Origin of the sequence: Campylobacter sp. RKI_CA19_01116 (genome assembly GCF_025771405.1) — a bacterium.
Lineage (GTDB): Bacteria > Campylobacterota > Campylobacteria > Campylobacterales > Campylobacteraceae > Campylobacter_D.
Map to the genome: position 1 here is coordinate 89,103 of NZ_JAKMQF010000002.1, position 17,139 is coordinate 106,241.

Consider the following 17,139-nt stretch of genomic DNA (forward strand, 5'->3'; position numbering starts at 1 on the left):
TAGGAAATAAATGGATTATAAAACTATACTGCACCAAGTAGGTCAGCTTTATCAAAATTTAAGTTTAAGACAGCGTATTATCATTGCTGCTTCTATTGTTGTTGTAGTTGGATTTTTAGTATTTTTAACTCTTTTTAGAAGCGGCTCTACAGTAGCTAGTGAGGCTGGATATTCAGTATTATTCGAAAATGCTAATACTAGTGATTCAGCGATGATAGTAACGCAGCTTGAAAAAAGTGGGGTTCCTTATATTTTGCGTGATGAGGGAACTATTTTAGTACCTAATGAACAAGTGTATAAACAGCGTTTGGCTATTGCTTCTGCAGGGTTATTGCCAAAAGATAATAAAGTAGGTTTTGAGCTTTTTGATAAACAAGAATTTGGCGCAACAGAAGCTGAGCAAAAGGTAAAATACCAAAGAGCATTAGAAGGTGAACTTGCTAGAACGATTGAAAGTTTAGAGCCTATCCATAGTGCCACAGTGCATATTGCTTTTGCTAAAGATACACTTTTTACTCAACAACAAGTCCCACCAACTGCTTCAGTAGCTTTGACGATAAAAGAAGGCTTAAAGCTTAATAAAAAGCAAATTATGGGGATTAAAAACTTAATTGCTTCTTCAGTGACAAAACTTACCCCTGAAAATGTAAAAATCATGGATCAAAAAGGTATTCCTTTAGATGATGAGGGTGCTTTTGAGAGTGATTTAATTGCTGCTCAAATTAAATATAAAAGAGATCAAGAATATGAATTAGAGCAAAAAATTGTTGCTTCTATTGCTCCATTTGCGGGTGGTTATGATAGAGTAGTGGCAAAGGTTAGTATTGATTATGATTTTTCTAAAGAAGAATCACAAAGTGAAGTATATGATCCAAACACAGTCGTGCGTAGCGAGCAAACTTTAGAAGAACATAGAGAAGGCTATAAAGATAAAGAAATTCAAGGTGTGCCAGGTGCTGTTTCAAATATCGGTCCTGTAGAAGGTTTAGATGATAAAGGTGCACGCGAGGTTTATACTAAAAATCAAACTACAACTAATAATGAAATTTCTAAAAAAATTACCAATACCACTAAGCAATTTGCAACCGTTAAAAGAATTTCTGCGGCCGTTGTAGTAGATGGAAAATACAAAGTAATTACTGATGATCAGGGAAATATTACTAATGAATATATTCCTTTGAGCGATAAAGAAATTCAAGCTATTGAAAATCTCACTAAAGGCGCTATAGGTTTTAATCTTGCTAGAGGTGATGCGGTTGAAGTAAATAATTTGGAATTTCATAGAACAGCTAAAGTTGAAAATAAGGTTCAAACTTTCTATTCAAGATTTGTTGAGCCATTTATCCCGCCTGTTAAGTATGTCTTTGCTGCGATTTTACTTTTCATCTTTTATAAAAAAGTTATTGTGCCATTTTCACAAAAAATGCTTGCAGATATCAAGCTTGAAGAAGAGATGGAAGGAAAAGACGGGCAAATCATTGACGAGGCTGAAGATGCTATTGAAAAATTCAACGCAGCACGTAAGAAAGTTGAAGAACAACTTGGCTTTGGGGATAATTTTGATGAAGATGCACTTCAATACGATGTCTTGCTCGAAAAATTAAGAGCAGTGGCTAATGAAAAAGGTGAAGAAGTAGCATTATTGTTACAAAAACTTGTTGAAAATGAAGCTGAATTTGGTGAGAAGGATATCTGATGATAAAGCTTAGTGAAGAACAAAAAATGGTCTATGATGACCTTTCTATGCCCGAAAAGGTCGCAATTTTTTTAATTCAACTTGGAGAAGATGTAACGACAGTTTTATTTTCTCATATGGATATTAATGTCATCACTGAAATTTCTCGCTATATCGCTTTAGCAAAAAATGTTGACAAACCAGTTGCTACTGCAGTTTTAGAAGAATTTTATACTTTATTACAATCAAACCAATATCTAAAAAGTGGCGGTTTGGAATATGCAAAAGAAATTTTATTTAGAACTTTTGGTCCTGAAATTGCCAATAAAATTTTGGAAAAACTTACCAAAAGTATGGAAAATAACCAAAATTTTGCTTATCTTTCTCAAATTAAACCACAACAGCTTGCTGACTTTATTATTAAAGAGCACCCTCAAACTATAGCTTTGATTTTAGCTCATATGGATACTACTCAAGCTGCTGAAACTTTGGAGTATTTTAGTGATGAATTAAGGGCTGAGGTTGTAATAAGAATGGCAAATCTTGGGGATATTTCACCTTCAATTATCAAAAGAGTATCTGCTGTACTTGAAAGTAAACTTGAAAGTCTTACTTCTTATAAAGTTGAAGTGGGTGGTCCAAGAGCGGTTGCTGAAGTGCTTAATCGCTTGGGTCAAAAAGCATCCAAAACAACACTTTCTTATATTGAGCAAAGTGATGAAAAACTTGCTACAACCATTAAAGATTTAATGTTTACTTTTGATGATATTTCTCAGCTTAGTACTAATGCGATTAGAGAAGTTTTAAAAGCTGCTGATAAACGTGATTTGATGATAGGTTTAAAGGGTGCAAGTGAGGATTTAAAGCAAAAATTTATGGCAAATATGTCAACGCGTGCTGCTGAAGCTTTTGTAGAAGAAATGGGCTTTTTGGGTGCTGTACGTGTAAAAGATGTAGAAGAAGCACAAAGAAAAGTTGTAGAAGTGGTGCAAAAACTTGCAGAACAAGGTCTTATCCAAGTGGGTGAGGCCGATGAGATGATAGAGTAAGATTATGGCTAAATTAACTAATGTAATTTCACCTGAAAATATTTCTGCTCATGTAGTTGAAGGATATCATTTTAAAGTTATGAGTGAAATGTCTTCTAATGAAGAGCAAAAACAAGAAGAAACTCAAACTATAAATCAAGTTCCTCTGGCTCAAAATACTACTCAGCAAGCAGTGGAAAATCAAACAGTAGAAACTACCCCACAAGTCCCACAACCACAAATCCAACCTGATTTTGTAGAAGATTTGCTTAAAAAAACTGATGAAATGTCAGGAAATATTATTAAATTACAAATGCAAATAGAAAGCCAAGAGGCTGAATTTAACAATCGCTTAAATACAGAATTAGAACATGCAAAAGAAAAATTTACCAAAGAAGGTTATGAACAAGCTCAAAAAAATTTTGAAAGTGAATTAGAAGCTTTAAAAGAAAAATACTTAAAAAGTGTAGAAAAACTTGAAAATACAGTGCAAAATTTAAATGAGTTTTTATCTAAAAATGAAAAAGAATTAGCCGATACAGCTGTAATTATCGCAAAAGAAGTGATTGCAAAAGAACTTGAGGAAAATTCCTCACTTATAGCATTAAATTTAGCAAAAGAGCTTATGAATGAGCTTAAAAATGCTACTAAAATAGAATTAAAACTTAGCCCTGATGATTTTGAATATGTAAAATCACATTTAGAACAAGAGCAAAGTAATATCAAATTTAGCCTTGATGATGCGATTAATAAGGGGAGTATTTTAATATTAAGTGATGCAGGCAATATAGAATCAAACCTTAATAATCGTTTGCAAAAAATCAAAAATATGGTTAATGAATGACAGATTTAAATAACTTAAATATTAAAAATATGCAAATTAAAGAGTTAGAAAATTTAGCTAACAATTTGCGTGAAGTTATTATAGACACAGTGAGTAAAAATGGTGGACATTTAAGTTCAAATTTAGGTGTAGTTGAACTTAGTATAGCCATGCATTATGTTTTTGATGTAAAAAAAGATCCTTTTATTTTTGATGTTTCACACCAATCTTATCCACACAAGCTTTTAAGTGGTAAAATAAATAATTTTCAAACTCTAAGGCAATTTAATGGTTTAAGTGGTTATACAAAGCCTGATGAGGGAGATTATTTTGTAGCAGGACATTCAAGCACTTCTATATCTTTAGCAGTTGGAGCTTGCAAGGCTATAAGATTAAAAAATGAAGATCGTTTGCCTGTTGTATTAATAGGTGATGGAGCGCTAAGTGCGGGTATGGCTTATGAAGCTTTAAATGAGCTTGGTGATAGAGAATACCCTTGTGTGATCATTTTAAATGATAATGAAATGAGTATATCAAGGCCAATTGGAGCTATTTCAAAATACCTTTCTCAGGCAATGGCAACGCAGTTTTATCAAAAATTTAAAAAACGCATAGAAAATCTTTTAGAATACTTTCCTCAAGGCGCTTCTTATATGGCAAAGCGTTTTGAAGAGGGCTTAAGACTTATCACACCTGGACTTTTGTTTGAAGAATTAGGGCTTGAGTATATTGGTCCCATTGATGGACATAATTTAAATGAGGTTATTAATGCGCTCAATCAAGCAAAAGCTATGAAAAAACCTTGCGTTGTGCATGCGCAAACTATCAAAGGCAAGGGTTATGCATTAGCCGAGGGAAAAAATGCTAAATGGCATGGAGTAGGTGCTTTTGATAGAAGTAGCGGGGAGAGTTTAAAGGCAAATATAAGTAAAAAAAGCGCCACGGAAATTTTTTCAAATACCCTATTGAATTTAGCTCAAAAATATGAAAATATAGTGGGTGTAACTGCTGCTATGCCAAGTGGTACTGGACTTGATAAATTAATAGAAAAATATCCTGAACGTTTTTGGGATGTCGCAATTGCAGAACAACATGCAGTTACTTCTATGGCGGCTATGGCAAAAGAAGGTTTTAAACCTTTTATAGCAATTTATAGTACTTTTATGCAAAGAGCTTATGATCAAGTAATTCATGATTGTGCTATTATGAATTTAAATGTAGTTATAGCTATGGATAGAGCAGGAATTGTAGGAGAAGATGGAGAAACTCATCAGGGTGTTTTTGATATTAGCTTTTTAAGTGCTATACCAAATATTACTCTAGCAGCTCCAAGAGATGAGGCTATGATGGAAAATATTATGGAATATGCATATTTTCATCAAGGTGTTTTTGCTTTTCGCTATCCTAGGGGTAATTTTTTATTAAATGATGATTTTAATCCATGTGAGATAAAACTTGCTAAAGCTCAAATTTTATCTAAAGTACAAAGCGATAAAGTATTTTTAGGTTTTGGTCAAGGTGTGGCTAAGGCAAAATTAGCTTTAGATAAACTTGGATTAGATTATGCGAGCTTAATAGATTTGATTTTTGCAAAGCCTTTAGATGAAGAGCTTTTAAAAGAGTTGGCAAAAGATACAAAAACTTGGTTTGTTTTTTCAGATAGTGCTAAAATAGGTGGAGTGGGAAGTTTGATTGCAAATTTTTTACAAAAAGAAAATCTTTATCATATAAAACTAGTAAGTTTTGAATTTGAAGATCAATTTATAGCCCATGGCAAAACAAGTGAAGTGGAAAAATTTTTAGAGCTTGATATTGATTCATTGTGTCAAAAAATTAAATTTTATTAAAAGATAAAAAATATCTTTTAATATAATCATTTTTTTATAAAAAAAGAGTTATACTATAAGTAAAAATATTTGGAGAATAGACTATGGAACTTATTCAAATGCTTAAAAACTGTGATTTAAAAGCTACTCCACAAAGACTTTGTATTTTAAAAATTTTAAAACGCCACGAGCATCCTAATATAGAATCTTTGTATGAAAGTATTAAAGAAGAATATCCTTCTATCTCATTAGCTACGGTATATAAAAATTTAAATACCTTAAAAGAACAAGGCTTGGTAGTAGAAATTAATACTCCAAATCAAAAAACTTGTTATGACATTTATGAATATCCACATATTCATGTAATTTGTAGTAAATGCAATCACATAGAAGATGTGCGCTATGAAGATAGTGGGATTAATAAATACCAAGAAGATCTTGAGAAAAAGATTGGTAATATTATTGACTATCTTGGCGTGTTTGCTTATGTGAATGGTTGTAAATTTTGCAAGTAAAATGATTTGTGAAATACAAAGACGCTTTTTAATTGAAAATGATGATTATATCAAAATTTTAAAAGAAGAAAAACTTGCTTATTCTAAGGATAAAATACGTGTATTTTTTACACGTATAAATCCTTTTTGTGATATCAAATATAAAAAAATCAATCAAGATTATTATCAATTTACATTTTATAAATTACATGATATTTTAGATAAAAAAACTCATAAAATATCTAAAAAAGAATTTAAACATCAAAAAAGTAAAAATGCTATAACCAATATAATAAAAAAAACAAGAATTAGTTTTGAGCTTGATAATACCCAATTTTTCCTTTATAAATTTAAAAACAATTTAAAAAATTTGGTCATTTTAAAAGTGATTTTTTCCACCGTTGAAGAAGCAAAGCGGTTTGATTTACCTCATTTTTTTAAAAATTATAAAGAAATTACAGATGATGAGAATTTTTATAGTAAAAATTTAGCATTATATGGGGATCTTTCTAAAGTTTTTGATAGTGCTAGATGTATTAAAATTTTAGATAAACAAAAAGATATTAACTTGCATTTTCCAAATCAAATTCAAAGTTTTTCAGCTGGTAAAATTTTACTTTTCGTTCTTTTAAAAAACTTAAAAAATGACAGATTAAATTTTTTAAAAAATTCAAGTGAAAAAAACTTGGAACAATGTTTTATAAGCCTTAAGCAAATTTGTTTTTGTCTTGATGTTTTTGATACTCTTTTTGAAAAAAATATTCAAAATAAGCTAAAACAACAATTTTCATTTTTGATAAATCAAATTAATATGAAAAAATACCATGAGTTTGAACTAGAAAAATATATTTTTATTTTAAGCGATGAAAAAATTAATGATATTTTTCTTGATATGGATTTTATTTTAAAAAATGATTATGAATTTTATCAAGGAAAAAATCAAATTTTAAAGTCTTTAATAGCTTTTAAACTAAGAAAAGAATTAGTTTTTTTAAAGAAAAAAATTGTAAAATCTCAAACAAATCTTGAAGAAGAATTAGAAAAAATAAAATTTTTATTATGCTATTTTGCAACTATGTTTGAAGAAAAAAGCATTAAAAAGTTGAAAAATTATTTTAAGTATAAGCATTTAGATCAAAATTCTTATGATGAAAATATAATAAAACAAATTGAAAAAAGCATCAAAAAATTAAAAATATATAGTTAGGAAAAACATGCAAAAACAAGAAAAAATAGTTAAAATGTTTGATGATATAGCACCAACTTATGATAAGGCTAATAGAATTTTAAGTTTTGGAAGTGATGTGAGTTGGAGAAAAAAAGCTTGTTTGGATGTTTTTAAATTTTCCAATGATGAACTTGATATTATCGATGTAGCTTGTGGTACGGGCGATATGATTGTAGAATGGCAAAATCAAGCCTTAAGAGCAAATAAAAATATCATTAGTATAAAAGGGGTTGATCCAAGTGCGGGCATGCTTGAAGTGGCTAGGAAAAAAATTCCTGATGCGACTTTTGTACAAGCAAAAGCACAAGAACTTCCACTCGAAAATGAAAGTGCAGACATCATAAGTATAAGTTATGGCATACGCAATGTGGTAGATAGGAAAGAAGCTATAAAAGAATTTGCAAGAGTGTTAAAAAAGGATGGGATTTTACTTGTGCTTGAATTTACTAAAAGAGAGCAGGGTGGTTTTATAGCTGCTTGTAGAGATTTTTACTTAAAAAATATTTTACCAAAAGTGGGTGGATTTATCAGTAAAAATTATAGTGCTTATGAGTATTTACCAAATTCGATAGAAGATTTTTTAAGCAAAGAAGAATTTATTAAAGAATTGAGTGAGTATTTTGAAATGCTAGAGTATAAAAGCTTTAGTTTTGGTGTTTGTTCTATGTTTATTGCAAGAAAAAAATGAAAGTTTCAGAACTTAATTTAAAAGCTAAAAGTTTATTAGAATTTCATCTTGATGATATAGAGCTTAGTGGAGAAATTTCTAAAATTACCATTCATAGTTCAGGACATTGGTATTTTGACTTAAAAGATGAAAAATCAAGTATAGCTTGTGTGATGTTTAAAGGCTTTAATCAATTTGTTCAAGCTAAACCTAAAGTTGGCGATATGCTTGATCTAAGAGGTTATGTGAGTTTATATGAAGCAAGTGGTAGGTATCAATTTATCGCTAAAAGTATGCAAAAAACAAGCCTTGGGGATTTAGAAGCTAAATTTTTAGCCCTAAAAGAAAAGCTTGAAAAAGAAGGTTTGTTTGATACAAATGCTAAAAAAAGCATTGTTAAATTTCCTAAAAAAATAGGCATAATCACTTCTTTTACTTCAGCTGCTTTGCAAGATATGTTAAAGTTAATTTCACAAAAAGAATATAATCTTTGCAAAATAACTATTTTTAATGCCCTCACTCAAGGACAAAGCGCTCCAAATTCTTTGATAAATGCTTTAAAAAAAGCTGATGAGTTTAATTTAGATGCGATTATTTTAGCAAGAGGTGGCGGAAGTAGAGAAGATTTGTTTTGTTTTAATGATGAAGAACTTGCAAGATGTATTTTTTCTTTAAAAACGCCTGTTGTTTCTGCTATTGGACATGAGATTGATTATGTTATTAGTGATTTTGTAGCAGATTTAAGAGCACCAACTCCAAGTGCGGCTATTGATATGATTTTTCCAAATAAACTCAGCTTAGAACAAGGACTTGATGAGCTTGCTATGCGTTTTAAAAACCAAATGTTAAATCATCTTAAGTTTTATCAAAATAAAATCGATCATTTACAAAATTTAGCCAAAGCGAAATCTTTAGAAAATGCTTTTTTTCTTAGAAAACAAAAGCTTGGTTTTTTACAAAGTCAACTAAAGAGCGTTTTAAATTTAAAATTATTAAATTATGAAAACAAACTTAATAATTTTGAAGAGCTTTTAACTCAGCATAAAAATTTCTTTGATAAAAGTAAAAATTTGATAAATTTACAAAAAGATGGCAAAAATATCTCTCTTGAAAAACTAAAAAAAGGAGATATTATAAAACTTTGCTCAATAAATGAGAGTAAAGAAGCCCAAATACTATAAAAAGGAGACAAAATGAGAGTAATGAATTTTAGTGCAGGTCCTTCAAATCTGCCTGATGAGGTTTTAAAAGAGGCACAGGAGCATTTGTTTGATTATCATGGTAAAGGCTTTTCTATTATGGAAGTTTCTCATCGTGGAAAGGTTTTTGAAGAAGTGCATTTTGAAGCTATTAAAATGGCAAAAGAACTTTATGATGTAAATGATGATTATGAAGTGCTTTTAATGCAAGGTGGGGCTAGTTTGCAATTTGCTATGATACCTATGAATTTATATATGGGTGGAGTTTGTGAATTTGCTAATACTGGTGTTTGGACTAAAAAGGCTATTAAAGAGGCTGAAATTTTAGGAGTAAATACAAAAATAGTAGCAAGTAGCCAAGAAAGTGAGTTTGATCATATCCCACAATTTGAATTTAGTGATAATGCAGATTATGCTTATATATGCTCTAATAATACCATTTATGGAACCCAATATAAAAACTATCCAAAAACTAAAAGCCCTTTGATAATTGATGCTTCTAGTGATTTTTTCTCTAAAAAGATAGATTTTTCTAATGTTGCTATGCTTTTTGGTGGAGTGCAAAAAAATGCAGGAATTTCAGGGCTTGCTTGTGCATTTATCCGCAAAGATATGGTAGAGCGTAGTAAAAACAAAAATATACCTAGTATGTTAAAATACAGTGTTTATGCTGAAAATAATTCTTTATTTAATACTCCAGCAACCTTTGCTATATATATGTTTAATCTTGAAATGAAATGGCTTTTAAATCAAGGCGGCTTAGATAAAATCAATGAGCAAAACATACAAAAGGCTAAAATTTTATACGATGTGATTGATGAGAGTAATGGTTTTTATAAAGGTCATGCCAAAAAAGAAGATAGATCGCTAATGAATGTTAGTTTTAACATAGCTTGTGATAAAAACTTAGAGCCAGTTTTTGTAAAAGAAGCTGAAGAAAATGGTATGATAGGTCTTAAAGGGCATAAAATTTTAGGTGGAATTCGCGCTAGTATTTATAATTCTATCAGCATTGAAAAGGTTCAAAAGTTAAGTGAATTTATGAAAGATTTTGCTAAAAAACATGCTTGATTTGATAAAAAGAGGATTTTTATGAATAATGACAAAATAAGTATCATTGGTGCTAAAGAGAATAACCTTAAAAATATCAACCTAGAAATTCCTAAAAATAAACTCATAGTTTTTACAGGACTTAGTGGAAGTGGTAAATCCACTTTAGCTTTTGGTACGCTTTATGCAGAAGGACAACGTCGCTATATTGAAAGTTTAAGTGCTTATGCAAGGCAGTTTTTAGATAAAGTGGGTAAGCCAAATGTTGATAAAATAGAAGGTTTAACTCCTGCTATTGCTATTGATCAAAAAACAACTTCTAAAAATCCTCGATCAACCGTTGGAACTATTACTGAAATTTATGATTATCTAAGACTTTTATACGCAAGGATTGGCTCACAACATTGTCATCAATGTGGTCAAAAAATTTCATCTATGAGTGCAGCAGATATCGTAGGTGAAATCTTAAAGCTTCCAAAAGGGGCAAAAATCATCATTTATGCGCCGTTGATTAAAGAAAAAAAGGGAACTTTTGCAGATCTTTTGGAAAATTTAGTCGCAAAAGGCTATGTTAGAGCACAAATTGATGGGGTTTTAACGCGTCTTGATGAGGATATTGAACTTGCTAAAACCAAAAAACATACAATAAAACTTGTAATAGATAGACTCCAAGTGCAAGATGATATGCTAGCAAGACTTGCAAGCGATATAGAAAAAGGGCTTAGCGAGAGCTTTGGTGAAGTGGAAATTGAAGTTTTAAATAATGAAGAATTAAATATACCTAGGCATTTTCATTATAGTGAGCATAATGCTTGTTTTGATTGTAAAATTTCTTTTCCTTTGCTTGAACCTTTGAGTTTTTCTTTTAATTCTCCAAAAGGCGCTTGTCCAAGTTGTGATGGTCTTGGTATAAGATATACGCTAGATATGAAAAAACTTATCAATGAAGAATTAAGCTTAGAAGCAGGAGCTATAAAGCTTTTATATGGGTTTAATAAAAGTTATTATTATAAGTTTTTAATGGCCTTTTGTGAGCAAAATGATATCAGGGTAAAAATTCCATATAATGAGTTAAGTGAAGAAGAAAAGCGTCTAGTGCTTTATGGTAATGCTAAGGAAATTAACTTTTTATGGAAAAGACATCGCTTAAGTCGTAAATTTGAAGGTGCTGTTAAATATGCCTATGAAATGTTAAAAGATGAAAAAGATTTAAGCGAGTATATGAGTGAAAAAACTTGCAAAGATTGCAATGGTCATCGTTTAAGAGCTGAAAGTTTAGCTGTAAAAGTAGCTGAGAAAAATTTGGGTGAAATTTTAGATATGAGCATAGAAAATACCACTGCATTTTTTTCAAAAGAAGCTAATTTTGCGTATTTAAGTGAACAAGAAAGATTGATAGCTAAGCCTATTTTTAAAGAAATTAATGAAAGATTGTTTTTTCTTTATGATGTAGGACTTGGGTATTTATCTTTAGGGCGTGATGCAAGAACCATTAGCGGGGGTGAGGCTCAAAGAATTCGTATAGCATCTCAAATTGGTAGTGGTTTAAGTGGAGTGATGTATGTTTTAGATGAGCCTAGCATTGGTTTACATGAACGAGATACAGCAAAACTCATTAAAACTTTAAGAAATCTTCAGCAAAAGGGTAATACTTTAATCGTAGTTGAGCATGATAAAATGACTATAGAAGAGGCAGATTTTATCGTAGATATTGGTCCAAATGCTGGTAAATTTGGTGGTGAGGTTGTATTTAGTGGAACTTATAAAGAATTGTTAAAAAGCAAAAGCCAAACTGCCCTTTATATGAGTGGCAAAAAGCAAATTGCTCATCAAAAAAATAGAGAACAAAAAGATTTTATTAGTTTAAAAGATGTGAGCATTAATAATATTCAAAATTTAAGTGTAGATTTTCCATTACGCAATCTTGTAGCAATTACAGGTGTTTCAGGAAGTGGTAAAAGCTCACTAGTCTTGCAAACTTTACTTCCATTTGCAAAAGAAGAGCTTAACCGCGCTAAAAAAGTTAAAAAACTAAGTGGGGCTAAAATAGAAGGTTTAGAAAAACTTGATAAGGTGATTTATCTTGATCAAAGTCCTATAGGAAGGACTCCACGTTCAAATCCTGCTACTTACACAGGTGCTATGGATGAAATTCGTAATCTTTTTGCAGCTACCAAAGAAGCTAAAATGCGAGGATATAAAGCAGGGCGTTTTTCTTTTAATGTTAAAGGTGGAAGATGTGAAAAGTGTAGTGGAGATGGTGAAATTAAAATAGAAATGCACTTTTTGCCTGATGTGATGGTAACTTGTGATGTTTGTAATGGTAAAAGATATAATGATGCAACTTTAGAGATTAAATATAAAGGTAAAAGCATAGCTGATGTTTTAAATATGAGTATTATTGAAGCAAGCGAGTTTTTTACTTCTGTACCAAAAATAAAACAAAAACTGGATACATTGGTAAAAGTTGGGCTTGGTTATCTTACCTTGGGACAAAATGCAACTACTTTAAGTGGTGGGGAGGCTCAGCGTATTAAACTAGCTAAAGAATTAAGCAGAAGCGATACAGGAAAAACTCTTTATATTTTAGATGAGCCTACAACAGGACTTCATTTTGAAGATGTTAATAAACTTATTGTAGTTTTGCAACATTTAGTTGATCTTGGAAATAGTGTGTTTGTGATAGAGCATAATTTAGATGTGATTAAAAATGCTGATTATATCATCGATATGGGACCTGAGGGTGGAGTTAAAGGTGGTAAGGTTATAGCTAAAGGTAGCGTTGAAGAGCTTGCTAAGAATCATGAAAAAAGTGGTTCTTATACGGGGTATTATCTAAATTTAGAGCTAAAAAGCACAAAAAAATAAATTGGTTGAAGTTATCCTTCAACCATAAATTTCACCTTTTTTATACTCATAAATACTTTGCATATCTTTATCGCCTCTTCCTGAAAGATTTACAACTATCACACTTTTTTTCTTTAAAGCAGGGCAAAGTTTTTCTAGATAAGCTAATGCATGTGAGCTTTCAATAGCGGGTATAATACCTTCTTCTTTACATAATAATTTTAAAGCATTAATACACTCATCATCGCTAATAGCATGATAACTTGCTCTTTTACTTTCTTGTAAATATGCGTGCAAAGGACCTATGCCAGGGTAATCAAGCCCAGCAGAGATGCTAAAAGTATGAGCAATATTGCCTTTATCATCTTGTAAAACCTTAGTTTTCATACCATGGATAATACCTTCTTTACCTTTAGTAAGTGTAGCTGCATGATAAGGTGTATCTTTGCCTAAACCTGCTGCTTCAACGCCTATGAGTTTAACTTTTTCATCTTTTAAAAATGCATGAAAAATTCCAGCAGCATTGCTACCACCTCCAGCTGCTGCTATAATGTAATCTACTTTTTTATTTAATTTTCTAAGTTGCATTTTGCATTCTTTACCTATAATGCTTTGAAAATGCGTAACAATTTGCGGATAAGGATAAGGTCCTACTGCACTTCCTACTACATAAAATACTTCTTTGGTATTTTTAATCCAAAAATTTAAAGCCTCATCCACCGCATCACTTAAAGTTTTACTTCCACTTTCTACCGCATGAACTTTTGCTCCTAAAAGCTCCATTTTATAGACATTTAAGGCTTGTCTTTTTACATCAATAGCTCCCATAAATATCTCACATTCAAGTCCTAAAAGTGCTGCTGCAGTGGCGGTTGCAAGCCCGTGTTGTCCTGCTCCGGTTTCTGCAATAATTTTTTTCTTATTCATTTTCTTTGCCATTAAGGCTTGAGCTATGGCATTGTTGATCTTATGAGCTCCTGTGTGAGTTAAGTCTTCTCTTTTTAAATAAATTTCATGATTATAAAGCTTGCTTAAATTTTTAGCATGGTATAAAGGTGTAGGTCTTCCTACATAATTAACTAAGAGTTCTTTTAATTCTGTGTTAAAATCTTTATCTTTTTTGAGTTTTAAAAAAGCTTTTTCTACTTCATCTAATGCTATTTTTACTTCATTTGGTACAAATTGCCCACCAAATTTTCCATAATATTTTTTCATAGTATTTCCTTAAAATGATTAATAATATAAAATCAAAAATGATCAACTAAAACTAAAAATGTAAAATAAAAAATGATTGAAAATGTAGTAGTAGGCTTAACGCCAAGAAAAAGAAGCTTTGTTAAATGAGTATTCTAAATTTAGTTTAGAAAATTTTTTCCTTTCCATAGTTTTTCCTTTTAAAAAATTGCCAAATGACTTTACATTCTAAGATAATTATTATTAAAAATTCTTTAAAATGATAATTTGGAAAATAAATACTAAGAAAATTTGTAATGTTTGATTTTTTATATAATGACATAAGCTATATAGGACTTTTTATAGTATGTTTTCTCTCTAGCACACTTTTGCCTATGGCAAGTGAGGCTTTTGTGCTTGCTTTTGTGAAATTAGATTTTAATGCTTATATGGTTTTATTTGTCGCAAGTTTGGGAAATACTTTGGGTAGTTTAAGTACTTATGCATTAGCTTATTTTGGAGAGAGTCAAATTTTAGAAAAATATTTTAAAGGCTCTTTGCGTAAATTAGAAAAAATCAATGCAAACTTTAAAAAATTTGGCTCTTTGTATGCTTTTTTTACTTTTTTACCCATAGCAGGAGATATTTTTGCGCTAGGGCTTGGATTTGCTAAGTATTCTTTTTTAAAAGCAAGTATTTTTATAGCCTTGGGTAAATTAAGCCGTTATGCTTTTGTAATTTTCATAGCAAATTCCATTTAAAAGTCTTGATTTTAAAAGATTTAAAAGTCTAGCATTATCAATATCTTTTAAAACTTTTATAGTGTTTTTTAATTCATGATTTTTCATAGGCATTTTAGCATCTTTAAAACACCTTATCGTGCTTCCTCTAGCAAAAGTACTATCACAAATGACATCTACTAAATACTCATCAAAATTTGCTAAATTAGGATCAAGCATATAAGCAATAGTTAATGCATCATGTATCCATGTGCCATTTGTACCTCTTGTTTTGCTTGCATAATCAATCCAAACTCTTAAAGTCTGTATTAAAAAATCACAAAGTGGATTTTGATTTTCTAAAGTATTTAAATCTTCATGTGTGAGCATAGTTTGCATTGTTGCATTGTAAGGAACAAGTGTGATTTTAGCTCTTGAGTTTAAAACTATACTAGCAGCTTCAGGATCAAAACCAAAATTTGTATCTTTGATATGATAAGGCATATCAAAACTTCCACCCATGATAAAAATTTCTTTTACATTTTTATCAAAGTCTTTAAAAAGTTTCATAGCTATGGCTATATTTGTTAAAGGTCCTATAGCGCAAATTGAAATTTCACCTGGGTTTTGCATAACAAGTTCGCCCATTTTCATACAAGCATTTGGGCTTATGTTTTCTAAGATTTTTATAGGTTTTATATGATCCCAAAGATGAGTAAGCTTAAACTCTTCTACGCTTTTATCTAGCCTTTGTCTCCAAAAATGACTATCTTCACATAAAGCCTCATGGGCACCTAAATACAAAGGTATATCTAGATTAAGCTTATTTAATAAATCTTTAGCAACGCTATAAGCGGTTAAAGCTTGTACATTACCACTTAAAGTGCTAATCATTTCAAGTTTGATTTCTTTAGAGGCTAAAATAAGCCCAAGGGCTAAACCATCATCGGTATTAGCCCCTGCTATTCCATTACCTATATCAGTATCTAAAATAAGGCGTATCATATCGCATCTTCTATTAAATTTAAATCCCTACCTCTAGTTTCTGGTGCAAAGAAAGTTGTGATAAAACCAATTCCTGCGGTGATAACAAAATACAAGGCTATTGGCCACCAAGTGCCATAATAAGCAAGCAAAGCTGAAGCTATCATAGGAGCAGTACCCCCTGAAAGTATAGAGCCAAATTCTTTTGCTAGCGCCATTTTGGTATAACGATTTTTTGCTCCAAAAAGTTCTACACCCCACGCAGCTTGCACACCAAAAATCCCTAAAGATGCCAAAGACATACCTACGATGATAGTTAAAATTACAATAATTTCATTTTTACTATCAAGTAGCATAAAAGCAGGGAAGGCATAAAGCATTAAAAGTAAGCAAAAGGTTCTATAAGTAATACGTCTTCCAAATTTATCACTTAAATATCCTGCTAAAGGTATAACTAAAAATCCCACCAAAGAAGCGATAACAACAGCAGTTGTGGCTACTGATTTATCAAGAAGTAAAATTTTAGTTACATAGCCTACTATAAAGCCTTGTGCGAGATAAGATGGCCCATTTTCTCCTATTCTTATGCCCACCATAGTCCAAAATGCACGACTTTTCTGCCAAAAAGTTCTTTCATCTTTTTTCATATGTGCTTCATTTTCATGACGAATTTTTAGCATTAATTCTTTTTGTTTTTCAAAAACAGGAGTTTCTTTTACATTTAAACGCATATAAACAGCAAAAAGTGCTATAAAAATACTTCCTATAAAAGGAATTCTCCATCCCCATTCTTTAAAACTAGCATCATCCATACTTGTAACTAAAAGCCATACAAAAGCCGCAAGCAAGGTTCCACTGTTTGATCCAAGTGCTATAACAGAAGAGATTAAACCTCTATGTTTGCTAGGAGCATATTCTCCAAGCATGACAGTCCCACCTGAAAGCTCAGCACCTGCTCCAAAGCCTTGCATAAAACGCAAAATAACCAAACATATAGGAGCCCAAATTCCAATTACTGCATAACTTGGTATAAAACCAATTAAAGTAGTTGAAATACCCATTAATGCAATGGTGCTCATCAATACATTTTTTCTTCCGTATTTATCTCCTAAATATCCAAAAAATAAAGCTCCAATAGGTCTAGCAATAAAACCTATACCATAAGTAACAAAACTAAGCAATAATGCTATAACAGGAGTTTGCTCAGGAAAGAAAACTTCTGAAAAAACAGTAGCTGCAGCTAAGCCATAAAGTGCAAAATCTGCATATTCCATGGCAGTTCCTAGCCAACATGAAAACACAGCCTTTTTAAAAGCCTTTTTTCCTTGTGGAGTTTGAAAATTTTCATCCGCGATTGATTTTGTTTGCAAGATTAAACCTTTATTTGAAATTTCAAAATGATAATTTTATCTAAAATGCTTAAAAT

Annotated in this window: 14 protein-coding genes; 11 read left to right on the forward strand and 3 right to left on the reverse strand. The window is 30.9% G+C overall.

All coding sequences use genetic code 11. The features are described from left to right. Positions 1 to 10 precede the first annotated feature (10 nt). The 10 genes from fliF (at position 11) to uvrA (ending at position 12,858) form a co-directional block, all read left to right on the forward strand. The gene (gene fliF, locus L8U41_RS01890) at positions 11 to 1,696 is read left to right on the forward strand and encodes a flagellar basal-body MS-ring/collar protein FliF (RefSeq protein WP_257396547.1); all 1,686 of its coding nucleotides are present in this window, start codon (positions 11 to 13) and stop codon (positions 1,694 to 1,696) included. Further along, the gene (gene fliG, locus L8U41_RS01895) at positions 1,696 to 2,724 is read left to right on the forward strand and encodes a flagellar motor switch protein FliG (protein ID WP_012662055.1); all 1,029 of its coding nucleotides are present in this window, start codon (positions 1,696 to 1,698) and stop codon (positions 2,722 to 2,724) included. The genes fliF and fliG overlap by 1 nt, the downstream gene beginning before the upstream one ends. A 4-nt stretch (positions 2,725 to 2,728) precedes the next feature. Continuing rightward, complete coding sequence (fliH, locus tag L8U41_RS01900; protein ID WP_263727654.1) at positions 2,729 to 3,547, forward strand: flagellar assembly protein FliH; 819 nt, start codon at positions 2,729 to 2,731, stop codon at positions 3,545 to 3,547. After that, positions 3,544 to 5,373 carry a 1-deoxy-D-xylulose-5-phosphate synthase gene (dxs, locus tag L8U41_RS01905; protein ID WP_263727655.1) on the forward strand — a complete coding sequence of 610 codons (1,830 nt, stop codon included), beginning with the start codon at positions 3,544 to 3,546 and terminating at the stop codon, positions 5,371 to 5,373. The genes fliH and dxs overlap by 4 nt, the downstream gene beginning before the upstream one ends. Before the next feature lie 83 nt (positions 5,374 to 5,456). Next, the gene (gene perR, locus L8U41_RS01910) at positions 5,457 to 5,867 is read left to right on the forward strand and encodes a peroxide-responsive transcriptional repressor PerR (RefSeq protein ID WP_263663926.1); all 411 of its coding nucleotides are present in this window, start codon (positions 5,457 to 5,459) and stop codon (positions 5,865 to 5,867) included. A 1-nt stretch (position 5,868) separates the two neighbouring features. Continuing rightward, positions 5,869 to 7,053, forward strand: coding sequence for a hypothetical protein (locus L8U41_RS01915; RefSeq protein ID WP_263727656.1), 1,185 nt, complete (start codon positions 5,869 to 5,871; stop codon positions 7,051 to 7,053). A gap of 7 nt (positions 7,054 to 7,060) precedes the next feature. Next, the gene (ubiE, locus tag L8U41_RS01920) at positions 7,061 to 7,762 is read left to right on the forward strand and encodes a bifunctional demethylmenaquinone methyltransferase/2-methoxy-6-polyprenyl-1,4-benzoquinol methylase UbiE (protein WP_263727657.1); all 702 of its coding nucleotides are present in this window, start codon (positions 7,061 to 7,063) and stop codon (positions 7,760 to 7,762) included. Then, entirely contained in the window at positions 7,759 to 8,922 is a 1,164-nt protein-coding gene (xseA, locus tag L8U41_RS01925) for an exodeoxyribonuclease VII large subunit (protein ID WP_263727658.1), read from the forward strand. Before ubiE ends, xseA begins: the two co-directional genes overlap by 4 nt. Before the next feature lie 12 nt (positions 8,923 to 8,934). Further along, entirely contained in the window at positions 8,935 to 10,011 is a 1,077-nt protein-coding gene (gene serC / locus L8U41_RS01930; protein ID WP_263727659.1) for a phosphoserine transaminase, read from the forward strand. A gap of 21 nt (positions 10,012 to 10,032) precedes the next feature. Then, positions 10,033 to 12,858: an excinuclease ABC subunit UvrA gene (uvrA, locus tag L8U41_RS01935; RefSeq protein ID WP_263727660.1), complete on the forward strand. Its 2,826-nt coding sequence runs from the start codon at positions 10,033 to 10,035 to the stop codon at positions 12,856 to 12,858. Positions 12,859 to 12,876: 18 nt separating this feature from the next. Here uvrA and trpB read toward each other — a convergent pair whose 3' ends face one another. Continuing rightward, positions 12,877 to 14,052 carry a tryptophan synthase subunit beta gene (gene trpB / locus L8U41_RS01940; protein WP_263727661.1) on the reverse strand — a complete coding sequence of 392 codons (1,176 nt, stop codon included), beginning with the start codon at positions 14,050 to 14,052 and terminating at the stop codon, positions 12,877 to 12,879. Positions 14,053 to 14,327: 275 nt separating this feature from the next. Here trpB and L8U41_RS01945 point away from each other — a divergent pair, with 275 nt between their 5' ends. Continuing rightward, the gene (locus tag L8U41_RS01945; RefSeq protein WP_263727662.1) at positions 14,328 to 14,771 is read left to right on the forward strand and encodes a YqaA family protein; all 444 of its coding nucleotides are present in this window, start codon (positions 14,328 to 14,330) and stop codon (positions 14,769 to 14,771) included. On the opposite strand, the gene L8U41_RS01950 is transcribed toward L8U41_RS01945, so the two are convergent. After that, on the reverse strand, positions 14,727 to 15,731 hold the full coding sequence (locus tag L8U41_RS01950) for a nucleoside hydrolase (protein WP_263727751.1): 1,005 nt from the start codon (positions 15,729 to 15,731) through the stop codon (positions 14,727 to 14,729). The genes L8U41_RS01945 and L8U41_RS01950 overlap by 45 nt on opposite strands. Then, on the reverse strand, positions 15,731 to 17,083 hold the full coding sequence (locus L8U41_RS01955; RefSeq protein WP_243705651.1) for an MFS transporter: 1,353 nt from the start codon (positions 17,081 to 17,083) through the stop codon (positions 15,731 to 15,733). Before L8U41_RS01955 ends, L8U41_RS01950 begins: the two co-directional genes overlap by 1 nt. Between the last annotated feature and the right edge of the window lie 56 nt (positions 17,084 to 17,139).

Bases quoted from the DNA above. Each gene is read 5' to 3' on its own strand.
- L8U41_RS01945 (WP_263727662.1), top strand. From the start codon at position 14,328: ATGTTTGATTTTTTATATAATGACATAAGCTATATAGGACTTTTTATA.
- fliH (WP_263727654.1), top strand. From the start codon at position 2,729: ATGGCTAAATTAACTAATGTAATTTCACCTGAAAATATTTCTGCTCAT.
- perR (WP_263663926.1), top strand. From the start codon at position 5,457: ATGGAACTTATTCAAATGCTTAAAAACTGTGATTTAAAAGCTACTCCA.
- serC (WP_263727659.1), top strand. From the start codon at position 8,935: ATGAGAGTAATGAATTTTAGTGCAGGTCCTTCAAATCTGCCTGATGAG.
- dxs (WP_263727655.1), top strand. From the start codon at position 3,544: ATGACAGATTTAAATAACTTAAATATTAAAAATATGCAAATTAAAGAG.
- uvrA (WP_263727660.1), top strand. From the start codon at position 10,033: ATGAATAATGACAAAATAAGTATCATTGGTGCTAAAGAGAATAACCTT.
- L8U41_RS01915 (WP_263727656.1), top strand. From the start codon at position 5,869: ATGATTTGTGAAATACAAAGACGCTTTTTAATTGAAAATGATGATTAT.
- trpB (WP_263727661.1), bottom strand. From the start codon at position 14,052: ATGAAAAAATATTATGGAAAATTTGGTGGGCAATTTGTACCAAATGAA.
- ubiE (WP_263727657.1), top strand. From the start codon at position 7,061: ATGCAAAAACAAGAAAAAATAGTTAAAATGTTTGATGATATAGCACCA.
- xseA (WP_263727658.1), top strand. From the start codon at position 7,759: ATGAAAGTTTCAGAACTTAATTTAAAAGCTAAAAGTTTATTAGAATTT.
- fliG (WP_012662055.1), top strand. From the start codon at position 1,696: ATGATAAAGCTTAGTGAAGAACAAAAAATGGTCTATGATGACCTTTCT.
- fliF (WP_257396547.1), top strand. From the start codon at position 11: ATGGATTATAAAACTATACTGCACCAAGTAGGTCAGCTTTATCAAAAT.